This window comes from Flavobacterium sp. (assembly GCF_036759525.1).
GTDB lineage: Bacteria > Bacteroidota > Bacteroidia > Flavobacteriales > Flavobacteriaceae > Flavobacterium.
Genome location: NZ_DAIOUN010000005.1, coordinates 17,559 through 33,972, shown reverse-complemented (window position 1 = coordinate 33,972; position 16,414 = coordinate 17,559). Strand labels below are relative to the sequence as shown.

The following is a 16,414-nucleotide window of genomic DNA, read 5'->3' as shown; positions in this document are numbered from 1 at the left end:
AAGTATTAATAACCTGGGTTTTGTGTTAAGTTAGGATTCGAAGCTAAAGAAGCTTCAGGAATTGGATACAAACGCATGTGTGCAGGAATAGAAATTCCATTACTTCCATTTCCTTTCCAAGCCCAATTATAAGTTCCACCCGTGTAACGGTTAAATCGAATTAAATCTTGTCTTCTGTGTGCTTCCCAATGTAATTCTCTGGCTCTTTCATCTAAGATAAAGTCAAGTGATAAGGCACTTTGTGAGATATTAGCAGTTTGAGAACCATTATTTGCTCTTTCTCTCAATGCATTCACATAATTTACAGCTGTACCCAAAGATGCATTTCCAGCTCCTCTAACCGCACACTCTGCATACATTAAATACACATCTGCTAGACGGAAAAGAGGAAAATCTGTATCAACAAATGTTGAATTTGGACCCGGAACACCCGTAGATGAAACATTAGAAAACTTGGCCAAAATAAAACCCGAATCTCTATCTGCAACATCTGTAATTTCAATGTTTCTTACACCAGATATAATTGTATTTCTGGCATCATTAGTAAACTGAGCACCTTCAAACTTTTGTACAAACTGTTTTCTTAAACGAAGTGCACCTCCCCAACCTCCGGCACCTACACCTAGAGATACTCCATTCTGTTCTATTGAACCAACAGATCCATTAATCATAACTGTTGTAGGACCAAAATTTTGAGTTAAAATTCCATCCGATTGAATCGCAAAAATCATTTCTGGAGACAAATGATTATCTGCTTTGAAATTGTTTAAGTAATTTGGATTTAAAGTATATCCTCCTGCAATAATTGCATTACACTGTTCTACACACTGAGTGTATTTATTTTGATTAATATATACTTCGGCATTCAAATACATTTTTGCTAATATCATTCGAGCAAAAGCTTGATCAAGTCTACCGGATTCGTTAGTTCTTGGAGCTTTCAAATCTGGAATAATAGCTAATAATTCCGATTCAATAAAATCAAAAAGTTGTTGTCTGTTGTACTCCGGACCTGCTGTATTCAAAGGATCAGTCTCAGTTACAAACGTAGCTTTTCCAAACAAGTCCATCAGGTGGTAGTAAGCCAAGGCTCTCAATGCACGTACTTCTTGTCTGTAAACAGCAATTTCTGCAACATCTTGTGGATTTGTAACTCCATACGAACTTAACTTAGCTGGTGTAGACTCTCTTAAATATTCATTAGCAAGGGCAACTTGAAACATTGCTCTACCATACATTCCTCTGATAATAGGGTTGGCAGCATTCCAAATATTTCTTTGAATTTCTCGAGTTCCTGGGTCATTTTCATAACTCCAAATTACTTCATCGGTAGCTAAGTCTTGCATGTACCACAATACCCTACCGTATTGACTCGTCCCCGCATCAATTCCTCCAATGTTTGAGGAACCAGCACCACCTGTACCTGTTAAGGACAAGTTCCCATAAACCCCCGCTAAAGCTTTTTTATGAGCTCCGGGCTGTGAATAAAACTCCTGTAATGTCTGTGTTAACGGATCTTCAGGAGTAATATCCAAGTCATCTACACACGAATGCATAAAAAATGCAATTCCTAGCAGAGCGACAAATTTAAAATTCATTTTTTTCATAGTCTTTTATATTAAAATTTCACGTTTGCTCCAAACAAGAATTGTCTTTGTCTAGGATAAATTGTAGCATCAATACCTCCTGTGATCTCAGGATCCAAACCACTATATTTAGTTATAATAAAAGGATTCTGAACAGTTGTAAACAATCTTAAAGAAGCTTTACCACCTAACCAATTAGGAAAAGTATAACCCATTGTCGCATAATCCATTCGTAAGAATGAACCGTTTTCAATAAACATATCTGACAAAACGTTTTCTCCATTTTGTTGGATGAAACCGGTATTCAAATAATTTGTAGAAATATTTTCTAAAGATTGACCCTCTAACAAAGTACTTGAATAGGATCTGGTAGAATTAATAGTATTTAAAATACGGTTACCAAAACTAGCTCTTAAGTTAAATCCTAAATCAAAATTCTTGTAATTTAGAGTAGTTGAAAAACCTAACAATAAATCCGGATCTGGATTTTTGTAAATGTATCTGTCTTCTCCACTTATAATACCATCTCCATTCAAGTCGGCAAAAGCTCCTTCAATAGGTGCTCCACTTTGATCGTACAATTGTTTATACACAAAGAATGAATTTGGAGTAAATCCTTCTTGGAAAATTTGAGAAGTACCTCCAGTTCCAGCTCCTGTAAATCCAGTAAACAAAGGAGTTCCCAAAGCTACTTTATCGATTCTTCTTTCAAATTTTGTAGCATTTAAATTTACATTCCAATTAAAGTTCTCTTTACGAATTACATCATAACCAACAGAGAACTCAACCCCTTTTGTACTCATATCTCCAATATTTTGTGGCCCTTGGTTTGAGAAGTTACCTCCATCTGCAAAAGCAGCAATTTGGAATAAGTCGTACGATTTTTTATAGAAGAAATCCAATGATCCACTTAATCTATTCTCAAAAAATCCATAATCAAGACCCGCGTTGTAGGTGTAAGTCTCTTCCCATTTAACTGGGCCATTTGCTGCAGGTACTCCTACAGGATAACTTACGCCTCCAATAACATATTGTGAATTGGGATCTCCTATATTGTATTGAGGTAAATAAAACAAACCTTGAGGAATTGCTTGTTGACCGGTAATACCCCAACCTAAACGCAATTTCAAATCAGATAACTTGGCTGTGTTTTTAAAGAAATCTTCTTTCAATTTCCATGCAAATGCTACTGCCGGGAAATTACCCCAACGGTTTTCTTTTCCAAATCTAGAAGTACCGTCACGACGATAAGTTAGAGTTAAAAGATATTTATCTTTGAAGTTGAAATTGGTTCTACCAAAGAAACCAATTAAAACCACATCAGGATCAGCAAAGGCCCCCGGTACATCATCAACATTATTTCTGTTTCTGGTAAAATTACCTTGGAATTCAAATTTTTGGTACGAATAACCGGCAGTTGCTTCAAAATCTAAATTGTTAAACGATTTATTATATACAAAATAGGAATCAAAAAGCTTATTTTTTCTAGTATTTTCAGAATACGAATCTACTCCATAAAGTGTAGTTCCGTTGATAAATCCGGTTAAAGCATTTCTACCTACTAATATTCTTCTTTCTCCATCTTCTTGATCAAAACCTACATTAACCACAGCTCTTAATTCTGGTAAGAAATGAAACTTGTAATCTACTTCTAGGTTACCAAAAAATCTGTTGTTAATACCTCTATCATTGGTTTGAAGCAATTGAGCTACAGGATTTCGAGTTGCGGGTGCCAAGAAATTAGAAGTATTTGGACCGTTTCTGTACTCAAAAAAACCATCATAAGGTGACGAGGCATCATAAACGGGTTGCGTAGGATCGAATCGGATAGCTGCACCTTCTACACCTGCTGCAAATCTATTTCTTTGATTTGTATAATTGGCTGATAATCTGACTTTCAAGTGACCTTCAAAAAACTCAGGAGACATATTCAAAGCCACTGAATTTCTGGTAAAAGCATTAGTTAAACGCAAACCTTCTTGATAGGTGTTACCCACAGACAAACGCGTTGGAATTCTATTAAATAAATTCCCCTTTAAAGACAAGTTATTATCAACAAAATCAGTACGTCTATAGATTTCTTCTTGCCAATCTGTATTAGCAGTTCCAAGACGATCAATCATAGGTTGGGTACCTACTTCATTTATCAAGGCTCTAAATTCATTAGCAGAAAAAACATCTACCTTATTGAATTTACGACCGGTACCGTATTGAAAATTGTACTCTACCTGTAGTGATTTTCCAGCTCTTTTGGTAGTAATGATAATAACACCATTAGAAGCACGAGAACCGTAAATTGCAGTTGCAGAAGCATCTTTTAATACGGTAAAGCTTTCAATATCATTCGGATTTAAAGAAGCTAAAACAGAGGTTGATCCCTCACCGGTTCTATTATCTAATGGCAATCCGTCTATTACAATAAGAGGATCATTTGAACCATACAATGAAGACCCTCCTCTAATTCTAATTTCAGAACCTGAACCCGGAGCACCACTGGTATTAATTGTAACACCGGCAACTTTACCATTTAATAAATTCTCTGCCGTTACGTTGGCTCCTTTATTAAAATCTTTGGTAGAAACTGTTGTAACAGATCCGGTAGCGTCTTTTCTTTTTACCGTACCATATCCCACAGAAACTAAGGTTACTTCATCCAACAAAGTTGAATCTTCTTCCAAAGAAACAGACAAGGCAGATTGTGAAGTGTAAGTTACAGAAACGGTTTTGAATCCTAGAAAAGAGAATTCAATAACATCTCCGCTTTTTAATTTTGACAGCGTAAAATTACCATCAAAATCAGTTGTGGCACCATTAGTAGTACCTTTGACAATTACGTTTACTCCCGGAAGCGGTTGGCCGGATGCTTTATCCGTGACAGTCCCTTTCAAAGTGCTCTGTGCCAACATTGTAAGAGGCAAGAGAAGCAACGTAATGAACAACTTTTTAGAAATTGTTTTCATAGAGTTTGTTTAAGTTAAAAAATTGTGTTTTGAGCTTGTATTTTATACTTCGAATGTTAAATTTAAGCAAATTTTTCAATATTTAGAAAGAACACATGTTAAATAGGATGCGAAAACGTTTTCGTGTTGAAAACTTTTAGAATAATCAGATATTTTAGGTGAAAAATTCCGATTCTGAAAAATATCAATTACCTTTATTCACAAATTTTTATTCCAGAAAATAAATTATGAAGAGAAAAGTAACTTTAAAACAAATTGCAAAAGAATTGGATGTTTCTATCTCAACCGTTTCAAAATCCCTCAAAGACAGTCCGGAAATAAGCGAAGATACACGTCAAAAAGTTCAAGCTTTTGCCAAACTTTATAATTACAAACCCAACAATATTGCCTTAAGTTTAAAAAACAAAAAAACAAAAACCATTGGCATTATAATTCCTGAAATTGTACATCATTTTTTTGCTACTGTAATTAGCGGAGTTGAAAATGTTGCCAATGAACATGGCTACAACGTTATCGTTTGCCTTTCTGACGAATCGTTTGACAAAGAGGTTATCAATATGGAAATGTTGGCCAACGGAAGTATCGATGGATTTATTATGTCTCTATCTAAAGAAACGCAACAAAAAAAGGACTTTCATCATATAACTGAAGTTATCAACCAAGGAATGCCGGTAGTTATGTTCGACCGTGTTACCAACGATATTTTATGTGACAAAGTTATTATAGACGATAGTCAAGCCGCTTATCAGGCCGTAAAAACATTGGTAAATAAAGGATATAAAAAAATCGCTTTGATTACCACTGTTGACTATGTGAGTGTTGGCAAACTTCGCACAGAAGGATACATTAAAGCATTGCAAAACAGCGATATTAAAATAGACGAAAACCTGATTCTCAAAATTGAAGACATAGATCACTGTGATGAAGCCATAGAAAATTTGATTACCCATCAGGAAATTGAAGCTATTTTTGCTGTGAATGAACTTTTTGCTGTTACCGCTATCAAATCGTCATTAAAAAAAGGACTGAAAGTTCCAGAAGATATTGCGGTAATTGGATTTACCGACGGAATCATTTCAAAATATTCCTCTCCAAGTATTACAACAGTAAGTCAAAACGGAATAAAAATGGGAGGTAAAGCCGCCAAAATGCTAATTGAACGATTAGAAAGAGAAGACGAAGATGATGAACATTACAGAACTGAAGTTATTGAAACGCATTTGGTAGAACGAGAATCTACGCCAACGTTGTAGTTGTCATATAAATTTGATTTACAGGGTTTTAAAAAATTTAAATTCCAAATCCAACTTTCATAAATTTTTTAAAAAAATAGTTTCACTTAAAAAAAAAACTATATTTGTACTTAATTATCAGAGCTTGTATTTTACTTCGAACCTAAGTTTTGATAAGCCATAAATCGCTTATCGTATTAATATTTAACTAATTACGATAATGGAAAAGCGTAAATTAAGTTTCTGGGAAATTTGGAACATGAGTTTCGGTTTCTTGGGAATACAAATGGGTTTTGCCCTACAAAATGCCAATGCCAGTAGAATTTTACAAAAATTTGGAGCTGATGTTCATGAGTTGTCTTGGTTTTGGATTATTGCCCCGCTAACGGGTTTAATTGTTCAACCCATCATTGGTCATTACAGCGACAATACTTGGAGTAAATTCGGACGAAGAAAGCCTTTCTTTTTACTAGGTGCTGTTCTTGCATCCGTTGGATTGATACTTATGCCTCAATCAGAAATGTTTATTGCTTTTCTTCCCGCTTTATGGGTGGGAGCCGGAATGTTGATGATCATGGACGTGTCTTTCAACATCGCAATGGAACCTTTCAGAGCCTTGGTTGGTGATAATTTAAGAACCGATCAACGTACACTTGGTTTCAGTATTCAAACGGCTCTAATCGGCATGGGTGCTGTAGTTGGTTCTGTTTTACCTTCTTTCTTGGAATGGTTAGGGATGACAGGCGAAACCGAATCCGGTATTCCAAATTACTTAATTTGGTCTTTTGTAATTGGTGCCATCATTTTAATTATTACCATTTTAGTTACGGTTATTACCACTCATGAGTATTCACCTGAAGAACTGGAAAAATTCTCCGATGAGAAGGCTCACAAAGAAGCTTTAGGTGACGAAAAACCAGCTCGATTATTGGATATTTTTGAAGATTTTGCTAAAATGCCCACTACTATGCGACAATTAAGCATGGTACAATTCTTTTCTTGGTTTGGCCTTTTCGGAATGTGGGTATTTACTACACCTGCAATTGCCCAACACATTTATGGATTAGCTTCAGATGATGTTAAAAACCCATTATTTGATGAAGCCGGAAACTGGGTAGGGACTTTATTTGGTGTGTACAATTTTGTATCCATGATATTTGCTTTTACGCTTCCTTACATTGCTAAACAAGTCGGTAGAAAAAAAACGCATGCTATTTCATTAATCATTGGAGGAATTGGTTTGATTTCCATGTACTTCATGCCTAATAAAGAATCCTTAATCTTTTCAATGGTGTGTGTTGGAGTAGCTTGGGCAAGTATTTTGGCTATGCCTTATGCTATTTTAGCAGGTTCTATTCACCCAAAAAAAATGGGAGTTTACATGGGGATTTTCAATTTCTTTATCGTAATTCCACAAATTATTAATGCCCTCATTGGAGGATTACTTGTTAAATATTTATATAATGATCATGCTATTTTTGCTTTAGTAACTAGCGGTGTCAGTTTTTTAATTGCTGCCATATTAGTTTACAAAGTACAAGATGTGGATGATGTAGTACAAAGCTAATGACTCAAAAATGTTTCATATTCGACCTCGATGGTGTAATAGTTGACACGGCTAAGTATCATTTCTTAGCCTGGCAAAAAATTGCTCACCAATTGGGTATCGAATTTACGCCCGAACACAATGAAGAACTCAAAGGAGTAAGTCGGGTTCGATCACTCGACCTCATTTTAGCCTTAGGAAATATAGAAGCTTCGCAAGAAGACAAAAACAAATGGCTCGTTCAAAAAAACGAAGACTATCTTTCCTATTTAGTAGATATGGACGAAAGTGAAATCTTGCCTGGCGTTTTACCGGTTCTCATCTATCTGAAAGAAAACAACCAAAAAATCGTTTTAGGTTCTGCCAGTAAAAACGCAAAACCTATTTTAGAAAAAGCCAAAATCATTGATTATTTTGATGCCATTGTGGATGGAAACGATGTGTCAAATGCCAAACCTGACCCGGAAGTTTTTATTCAAGGAGCCAAAAAAGTAAATTTTTCAAACGAAAAATGTATCGTTTTTGAAGATTCTGTTGCCGGAATTCAGGCTGCAAACATCGCCGGAATGACGAGTGTAGGAATTGGAGAAGTATCTATTTTGCATGAAGCTCAATTCGTATTCCCTGATTTTACGCACATTGATTTGAATTTTATACAAAATCTAATAAATAAATAGTAAAATTTTAATGTTTTTGATTTTTAAAAACTTGAAACTTGAAACTTTAAACTAAAATTAATGAACCAAGATTATATCATACCAGATAACTGGTCGATTATTGAAGAAGGATTTGAGCAAGACCTGGTTAAGTCTTCCGAAAGTTTGTTCAGCATTGGAAACGGTGCGATGGGACAACGTGCGAATTTTGAAGAAAAGTATTCCGGAAAAACCTTCCAAGGAAGTTATATTGCCGGAATTTATTATCCCGATAAAACCAAAGTGGGTTGGTGGAAAAACGGTTATCCCGAATATTTTGCCAAAGTATTGAATGCCCCTAATTGGATTGGCATTAACATCGAAATCAACGGTGAAAATTTGGATTTGGCCAATTGTGCAGCAGTGAAAAATTTCCGCAGAGAATTGAATATGAAAGAAGGTTGGTACCATCGTTCATTTATCGCAAAGCTTCAAAACGGAACTGAAATTGAAGTGCAAGTGCGTCGTTTTCTTTCATTGGATTTGGATGAAGTAGGTGTCATCAATTATCAAGTTACCCCTTTGAATCAGAATGCCAAGATTGTTTTCAAACCTTATCTTGATGCAGGTGTTCACAACGAAGATGCCAACTGGGAAGAAAAATTCTGGGAACCATTACACGTAAAAAATAGTGCAAACGAAGCTTTTGTAACAGCAAGAACTTTCAAAACCCATTTTACGGCAACCACATTCATGCACAATACGATTTTGATGGATGGAAAAAATGTAAATGTTTCTCCATCGAATGTTGTCGCTTCACATGATAAAATTGAATTTTTGTATGAAGTTACCGTTTCCCGAAATCAATCGGCTACCATTCAAAAAATAGGTGGTTACACCGTTTCGATGAACCATGAAAATACAGAAGAAGCGGCTAAAAATGTAGTTTCAAAAGCCGTTTCTATTGGTTATGACCAATTACTAGCCAATCAAGTTCAAGCTTGGGCAAAAATTTGGGAAATGAGCGATATTACCATAGATGGCGATGTGAAAGCTCAACAAGGGATTCGTTTCAATATTTTCCAATTAAACCAAACCTATTTAGGAAAAGATTCTCGTTTGAATATTGGTCCGAAAGGATTTACCGGAGAAAAATACGGCGGTTCAACCTATTGGGATACCGAGGCTTATTGTATTCCGTTTTACATGGCAACCAAAGACCAGCAAGTTGCCCGAAATTTATTGACCTATCGTTACAATCAATTGGATAAAGCGATAGAAAATGCGGGAAAACTAGGCTTCAAAAACGGTGCAGCTTTGTATCCAATGGTAACCATGAACGGTGAAGAATGCCATAACGAATGGGAAATTACGTTTGAAGAAATTCACCGTAACGGAGCCATTGCTTTTGCTATTTTTAACTATTACCGTTTTACCGGAGATTATAGCTACATTCCCGAAAAAGGGTTAGAAGTGTTAATCGGAATTGCACGTTTTTGGCACCAAAGAGCCACCTACTCTACTTACCGCAATCAGTATGTGATTTTAGGGGTTACGGGACCAAATGAGTATGAAAATAACGTGAATAACAATTGGTATACCAATTATATCGCAAAATGGTGTATTGACTATACTATAGAACAAATTCAGAAAATTGAAAAAGAATATTCGTCAGATTACACTCGAATTTTAAATAAGGTAAAACTTTCTACCGCGGAAATCAACCATTGGAAAGAAGTAGCAGACAATATGTATTTCCCTTATTCGGAAGAACATGGTGTGTATTTGCAACAGGATGGATTTTTGGATAAAGAATTAGTGAAAGTACATGACTTAGATAAAAGTCAGCGACCCATTAATCAAAAATGGTCGTGGGATCGAATTTTGCGTTCCCCTTACATCAAACAAGCCGATACGTTACAAGGATTCTACTTTTTTGAAGATCATTTCAGCAAAGAACAATTGGAGAAACATTTTGACTTTTATGAGCCATTTACGGTTCACGAAAGTTCGCTTTCACCTTGTGTTCACTCGATTCAAGCTGCAGTTTTAGGTAGAATGGAACAAGCGTATACGTTCTATTTACGTACTTCTCGATTGGATTTAGATGATTACAACAAAGAAGTACACGAAGGTTTACACATTACTTCGATGGCCGGAACATGGATGAGTATTGTAGAAGGTTTTGGTGGTATGCGTGTAAAAAATGACACCCTACACTTTGAACCGAAAATACCGGCTCAATGGAAAGGCTATTCGTTTAAAATTAATTTCAGAAATCAAATCTTGAAAGTTTCTGTTCACGCCAATGAAACTAAATTTTCGTTGGAAGGCGAAAAACCAATTACTGTTTTTGTCAACGGAAAAGAGGTTTTGGTGGAACCGGATAGTTTGGTTACCGTATAATAATTTCTCGCAAAGACGCTAAGTCGCAAAGGTTTGCTTAGCGTCTTTGCGACTTTGCGAGATTAAAACAATCAATCATGAAAAAAATTTCATTCCTTCTGTTTTGTCTCGCTTTTTCTTTTCTAAATGCTCAAGTCAATCGCATTGAACCACCCAACTGGTGGACCGGATTTAAAAACCAAAATCTGCAATTGCTTGTGCAGCATCCTAATATTGGAAATGCAACACCAAAAATAACTTACGAAGGGGTTTCAATTACTCAAGTTCACAAAGCCAAAAGTCCGAACTATTTGTTTATCGATTTAAAAATCGACGCATCTACAAAACCTGGGAAATTCAATATCATTTTCGAATCGGATAAAGGAAAAAAAATTACACAATCGTACGAACTTAAACCTAAATCTAAACCTTCAAAAGATTTTATTGGTTTCAATAGTTCCGATGCCATTTACCTCATCACTCCGGATCGTTTTGCCAACGGAAATGAAGCCAACGATGTGGTGAAAACCATGAATGAAACCACTTTAGACCGAACCCACGATTACAAACGTCACGGTGGCGATATTCAAGGCATTATCAACCATATTGATTACATTAAAAACTTAGGATTTACCGCTATTTGGCCTACTCCGGTTTTGACTAATGACATGAAAAGTGGTTCGTATCATGGCTATGCTATGACCGATTTTTATCAAGTTGACCCACGTTTTGGAACTTTAGCGGATTATAAAAATCTATCTGAAAAGCTTCATCAAAATGGTATGAAACTCATTATGGATCAAGTGGCTAATCATTGCGGTAGCGAACATTGGTGGATGAAAGATTTACCCTTTTCCGATTGGGTGAATTACCAAGAACTGTTTGAAAAAGAAAAAAAATACGTTACTTCCAATCACCGCAGAACGAGCAACCAAGATTTATACGCTTCCGAAAAAGACAAAAAAGAAATGGCCGACGGGTGGTTTGTTTCTTCCATGCCCGATTTAAATCAACGCAATCCTTACTTAGCCAAATATATCATTCAAAATAGCATTTGGTGGATTGAAACACTTCATTTAGGAGGAATTCGTCAAGATACCTATCCTTATCCGGATAAAACTTTTATGAGCAATTGGGCAGGAGCAATCATGAATGAATTTCCGAATTTTAATATTGTGGGCGAAGAATGGAGTTCGAATCCGCTACTGATTGGCTATTGGCAACAAGGAGCCAATAATAAAGATGGCTACCAATCCAATTTGCGTTCTACGATGGATTTCGCCATGCAAACACTTATTCCGCAAGCCATCAAAGAAACAGAAAGTTGGGACAAAGGATTAGCAAAACTTTACGATGGTTTAGCCAACGATTTTCATTATGCGTCTCCCAAAGACATTATGATTTTTCCGGACAATCACGACATGGATCGCATTTTTACTCAATTGGAAGAAAATGTAGAAAATACCAAAATGGCTTTGGCTACTTATTTAGTTTTACCTAGAATTCCGCAATTCTATTATGGAACAGAAATATTAATGCAAAACACCGCCAAACCCGGTGATCACGGCTTAATTCGAACCGATTTTCCCGGCGGATGGAAAGGCGATAAAATAAATGCTTTTACTGGCGATGGACTTTCAGCAGAGCAAAAAGATATGCAAACTTTTTTATCCAAAATTTTAAATTACCGTAAAAACAGTAAAGCCATTCACGACGGAAAAACCATGCATTTTGCTCCAAATAACGGAATTTACACTTTATTTAGGATGCTGAATGATGAGATTGTCGTTTTTATTTTAAACAAAAAGGATTCAGCAAAAGTAGATTTATCAATTTATAAAGAACTGAATTTGAATGGTAAAAAATTCAAAAACATCCTTACCGGTGAAGAATTTATATGGGATAATGAATTAAATTTAAACCAAAAAGGAGCTTTTATTTTTACTACAAAAATGAATTAACGAATGAAAAAACTCTTTTTACTTATATTCTTTACGACAATTGGTTTTGCTCAAAACACCAAAAGACAATATTTTTCTCATTCGTGGAATGGTTACGAACTGGAATTAAACACCACCGATGGTACCTATTTCATACAATTTTACAATGCTAAAATTGCCGAAACTTCATTTGTTCCCAAAGGTGAAAAATTCAATTCGCAATCGCATGCCGTTGTTCTAAAAACTAAAAATCATCCCTTTCAAATTCAGGAAAATGCCAATTTTATTGAAATGAAAACCGATGAATTGAGTATAAAAATCATCAAATCGCCATTTCAAATTACATATTCACACCAAAACAAAATTCTATTATCCGAAAAATTAGGTTACTTCAAACGCAAACACGAACCCTTGGAACGGGTAAAAGGTAACATCGTTTACGATTCTACCGAAGTGATTCAATTCAATATCAATGCTACAGAAAAACTGTATGGTGGCGGTGCAAGAGTATTAGGAATGAATCGTCGTGGCAACCGTTTAGCACTATACAACCGTGCCGATTACGGTTACGAAACCCGTTCTGAACTGATGAATTTCACCCTTCCAATTGTGATTTCATCCCAAAAATATATGGTTCATTTTGATAATGCTCCGGTAGGCTATTTGGATTTGGATAGTAAAAAAGAAAATGTTTTGGAATACGAAACCATTTCCGGCAGAAAAACCTATCAAGTGATTGTGGGCAATTCATGGGAAAATTTAATAGCCAATTATACTGAGTTAACGGGTAGACAACCGTTACCACCCCGTTGGGCGTTGGGTAATTTCTCATCTCGTTTCGGTTATCATTCTGAAGCCGAAGCCCGTAGGACCATTCAAAAATTCAAAGAGGAAAATATTCCCGTTGATGCCATTATTTTAGATTTGTATTGGTTTGGGAAGGAAGTTCAGGGCACCATGGGTAATCTGGAAGTGTATCGTGATAGCTTTCCTACGTTTGAAAAAATGGTGGATGATTTCAATAAAATGGGCATCAAAACCATTCCAATTATGGAACCGTTTATTTTGACCACTTCCAAAAAATGGCAAGAAGCGGTGGATAAAAAAATCTTGGCGACCGACTCTAAAGGAAATCCTTTTACGTATGATTTTTATTTTGGAAATACCGGTATTATCGATATTTTTAAAGCGGATGGTAAAAAATGGTTTTGGAACATTTATCAAGAATTAGCCAATAAAGGAGTTGGCGGAGTTTGGGGCGATTTGGGCGAACCCGAAGTATTTCCGGCCGCTGCTCAAACCTTTGGCGGAAGTGCTGATGAAGTGCACAATATTTACGGTCATAATTGGGCTAAATTGGTTTTTGAAGGCTATCAAAGTAACTTTCCAAACCAAAGACCTTTTATTTTGATGCGTTCCGGCTATTCGGGTTCGCAACGGTATGGTATGATTCCGTGGAGTGGCGATGTGAACAGAACGTGGGGCGGACTTTCCGGTCAAGTGGAAATTTCATTGCAAATGGGTATGCAAGGTTTGGCTTATATGCATTCCGATTTAGGCGGATTTGCAGGAGCGAATCTGGATGACGAATTGTATGTACGTTGGTTGCAATACGGTGTTTTCAATCCGATTTTTCGTCCGCATGCTCAATCGGATGTGGCTTCTGAACCGATTTTTAGAAGTGATTGGGCGAAAAATTTAGCCAAAAAAGCGATTGAATTGCGTTACTCAATGCTTCCCTACAATTATAGTTTGGCCTATGAAAATTCGCAAACCGGTATTCCATTAATGCGACCTTTGTTTTTTGAAGAACCGGATAATGAAACTTTACTAACCAAATCAGATGGTTATTTATGGGGGAAAGATTATCTGGTTTATCCGATTATGGAAGCAAATCAGCAATCAAAAGAAGTATATTTTCCTAAAAATGGGAATTGGACAGATATTTATTCCACAAAAAAATATAGTGGCGGTTCAACTGAAAAAATAAATGTTGTTACCTCTCACATCCCAACATTTGTGCGAAATGGTGTTTTGATTCCATGGACAAAAACAGTTCAAACCACTCAAAATTATGACAACTCCAACTTGAATTTTCTACTATATTTTGATGAAAAAGTAACATCAAGCGAACGTCAATTCTATTTTGATGAAGGAAATAATTCAAATGAAAATAATCCTGAATTACTTACATGTGAAACGGAAATTTCCAATAATGAACTTATAATTTCGTTAGAAAATAATTCATCAAAATCAAGTTCTAAATCTGGTTCCTGTTTAGTTTATCATATTAAAAATAAACCAAAATCTGTAAAAATAAATAATAAAAAAATAAAATTTATTTACAATAAAGAGTATAATATCTTATTATTTGATTATACCCATAGCAGTAACAAAACAACTATAAAAATTAAATTATAATGAAAAAAATATTGTTCACCCTAATCCTAACTTCTATGTTTCTAGGATGTTCACCCAAAAAAGAAGTGGTTCAAACCCAAACTCCATTTGTTTGGGAAGGAGCCAATTTGTATTTTTTATTAATTGATCGATTCAACAATGGCAATCCGGATAACGATAAAATCATTCCGAGAAATAAAGAAACCGGAGTACTTCGCAATTTCATGGGTGGCGACATCAAAGGGATTACCCAAAAAATTGACGAAGGTTATTTTACTGATTTAGGTATAAATGCCATTTGGATGACACCGGTTGTGGAACAAATTCATGGTTCGGTGGATGAAGGAACCGGAAATTCGTATGGTTTTCATGGCTATTGGACCAAAGATTGGACGAACATCGACCCGAGTTATGGTACAAAAGAGGATTTGAAAGAATTGGTTGAAAAAGCTCACGCTAAAGGTATCCGAATTGTGTTGGATGCCGTAATTAACCACACCGGACCGGTTACTGAATTAGACCCCGTTTGGCCGGAAAGTTGGGTACGAACCGGACCGAAATGTTCGTATGATACGTATCGTAACTTTATCGATTGTACGCTAGTAGAAAACCTTCCGGACATTAAAACCGAAAGCAATGAAAATGTGGAATTGCCACCCGCTTTGGTTGAAAAATGGAAAAAAGAAGGTCGTTACGAACAAGAAGTAGCCGAATTGGATGAATTTTTCAAACGCACCGGTTATCCAAGAGCACCGAAATATTACATCATGAAATGGTTGGCTGATTACATTACCGATTTCGGAATTGACGGGTATCGTGTAGATACCGTGAAACACACTACCGAAGATGTTTGGGCTGATTTTGCCAAAGTGTGTAAAAACGCTTTTGCTGATTACAAACAAAATAATCCAGATAAAGTGTTGGATGATAATGAATTTTTTATGGTTGGTGAAGTATATGGTTATGGAATAAGCGGAAAGCAACTTTATAATTTTGGCGACAAAAAAGTAAACTACTTTGAAAACGGGTTTAGCTCTCTCATCAATTTTGATTTTAAAGGTGATGCGAATAAGTCATATGAAGAACTATTTAGTAATTATTCTACAATTTTAAGTGCTGATTTAAAAGGGTTGAGCGTAATGAACTATGTTACTTCGCATGATGACGGCTGGCCCTTTGACAAAAAAAGAGAAAAAGCCTTTGATGCCGGTACGAAATTATTACTAACTCCCGGAATTTCTCAAGTGTATTATGGTGATGAAACCGCTCGTTCTCTGGAAATTGAAGGAGCACAAGGCGATGCTACTTTGCGTTCATTTATGAATTGGGAAGACCTCAAAACCAATGGAAACACGAAAAATGTATTGACGCATTTTCAAAAAATTGGACAGTTTCGAAAAAACCATCCGGCGGTTGGTGCAGGAATACACAAAGAAATTTCAAAAGCTCCGTTTTATACTTTCAGCAGAACCTTCACCAAAGGTGATTTTACGGATAAAGTAGTCATTGGTTTGGAATTACCATTCGGAAAAAAAGAAATCAATGTGGCAGGAATTTTTGAAGACGGAACGGTAGTTCACGATGCTTTTTCAGGAATTTCAACTACTGTAAAAGATGGAAAAGTGGTGATTGATAGTCAAATGGGGATTGTTTTGTTGGAGAGAAAGTAATTATAAATACTATTTTACATATCAAAATCGTTTATGAACATATAACGTTTATAAACGATT

9 protein-coding genes are annotated in these 16,414 nt (G+C 35.9%); 7 read left to right on the top strand and 2 right to left on the bottom strand.

Annotated elements, in window-relative coordinates; all coding sequences use genetic code 11:
* Positions 1–5 precede the first annotated feature (5 nt).
* The gene (locus tag V7M80_RS05645) at positions 6–1,598 is read right to left on the bottom strand and encodes a RagB/SusD family nutrient uptake outer membrane protein (RefSeq protein ID WP_333694649.1); all 1,593 of its coding nucleotides are present in this window, start codon (positions 1,596–1,598) and stop codon (positions 6–8) included.
* Between the two features lie 20 nt (positions 1,599–1,618).
* Positions 1,619–4,546 carry a SusC/RagA family TonB-linked outer membrane protein gene (locus V7M80_RS05640; RefSeq protein WP_333694648.1) on the bottom strand — a complete coding sequence of 976 codons (2,928 nt, stop codon included), beginning with the start codon at positions 4,544–4,546 and terminating at the stop codon, positions 1,619–1,621.
* Positions 4,547–4,773: 227 nt separating this feature from the next.
* Here V7M80_RS05640 and V7M80_RS05635 point away from each other — a divergent pair, with 227 nt between their 5' ends.
* The 7 genes from V7M80_RS05635 to V7M80_RS05605 all read left to right on the top strand — a co-directional run bounded on the left by V7M80_RS05635 (position 4,774) and on the right by V7M80_RS05605 (position 16,354).
* On the top strand, positions 4,774–5,799 hold the full coding sequence (locus V7M80_RS05635) for a LacI family DNA-binding transcriptional regulator (protein ID WP_333694647.1): 1,026 nt from the start codon (positions 4,774–4,776) through the stop codon (positions 5,797–5,799).
* Between the two features lie 199 nt (positions 5,800–5,998).
* Positions 5,999–7,345, top strand: a complete 1,347-nt coding sequence (locus tag V7M80_RS05630; RefSeq protein WP_333694646.1) for an MFS transporter — start codon at positions 5,999–6,001, stop codon at positions 7,343–7,345.
* Positions 7,345–8,001, top strand: coding sequence for a beta-phosphoglucomutase (gene pgmB / locus V7M80_RS05625; protein ID WP_333694645.1), 657 nt, complete (start codon positions 7,345–7,347; stop codon positions 7,999–8,001). The genes V7M80_RS05630 and pgmB overlap by 1 nt, the downstream gene beginning before the upstream one ends.
* A 60-nt stretch (positions 8,002–8,061) precedes the next feature.
* Positions 8,062–10,365, top strand: coding sequence for a glycoside hydrolase family 65 protein (locus V7M80_RS05620; protein WP_333694644.1), 2,304 nt, complete (start codon positions 8,062–8,064; stop codon positions 10,363–10,365).
* A 77-nt stretch (positions 10,366–10,442) separates the two neighbouring features.
* Entirely contained in the window at positions 10,443–12,305 is a 1,863-nt protein-coding gene (locus tag V7M80_RS05615; RefSeq protein WP_333694643.1) for a glycoside hydrolase family 13 protein, read from the top strand.
* A gap of 3 nt (positions 12,306–12,308) precedes the next feature.
* On the top strand, positions 12,309–14,705 hold the full coding sequence (locus tag V7M80_RS05610) for a TIM-barrel domain-containing protein (RefSeq protein WP_333694642.1): 2,397 nt from the start codon (positions 12,309–12,311) through the stop codon (positions 14,703–14,705).
* Positions 14,705–16,354, top strand: a complete 1,650-nt coding sequence (locus tag V7M80_RS05605) for an alpha-amylase family glycosyl hydrolase (protein WP_333694641.1) — start codon at positions 14,705–14,707, stop codon at positions 16,352–16,354. Before V7M80_RS05610 ends, V7M80_RS05605 begins: the two co-directional genes overlap by 1 nt.
* Positions 16,355–16,414 lie beyond the last annotated feature (60 nt).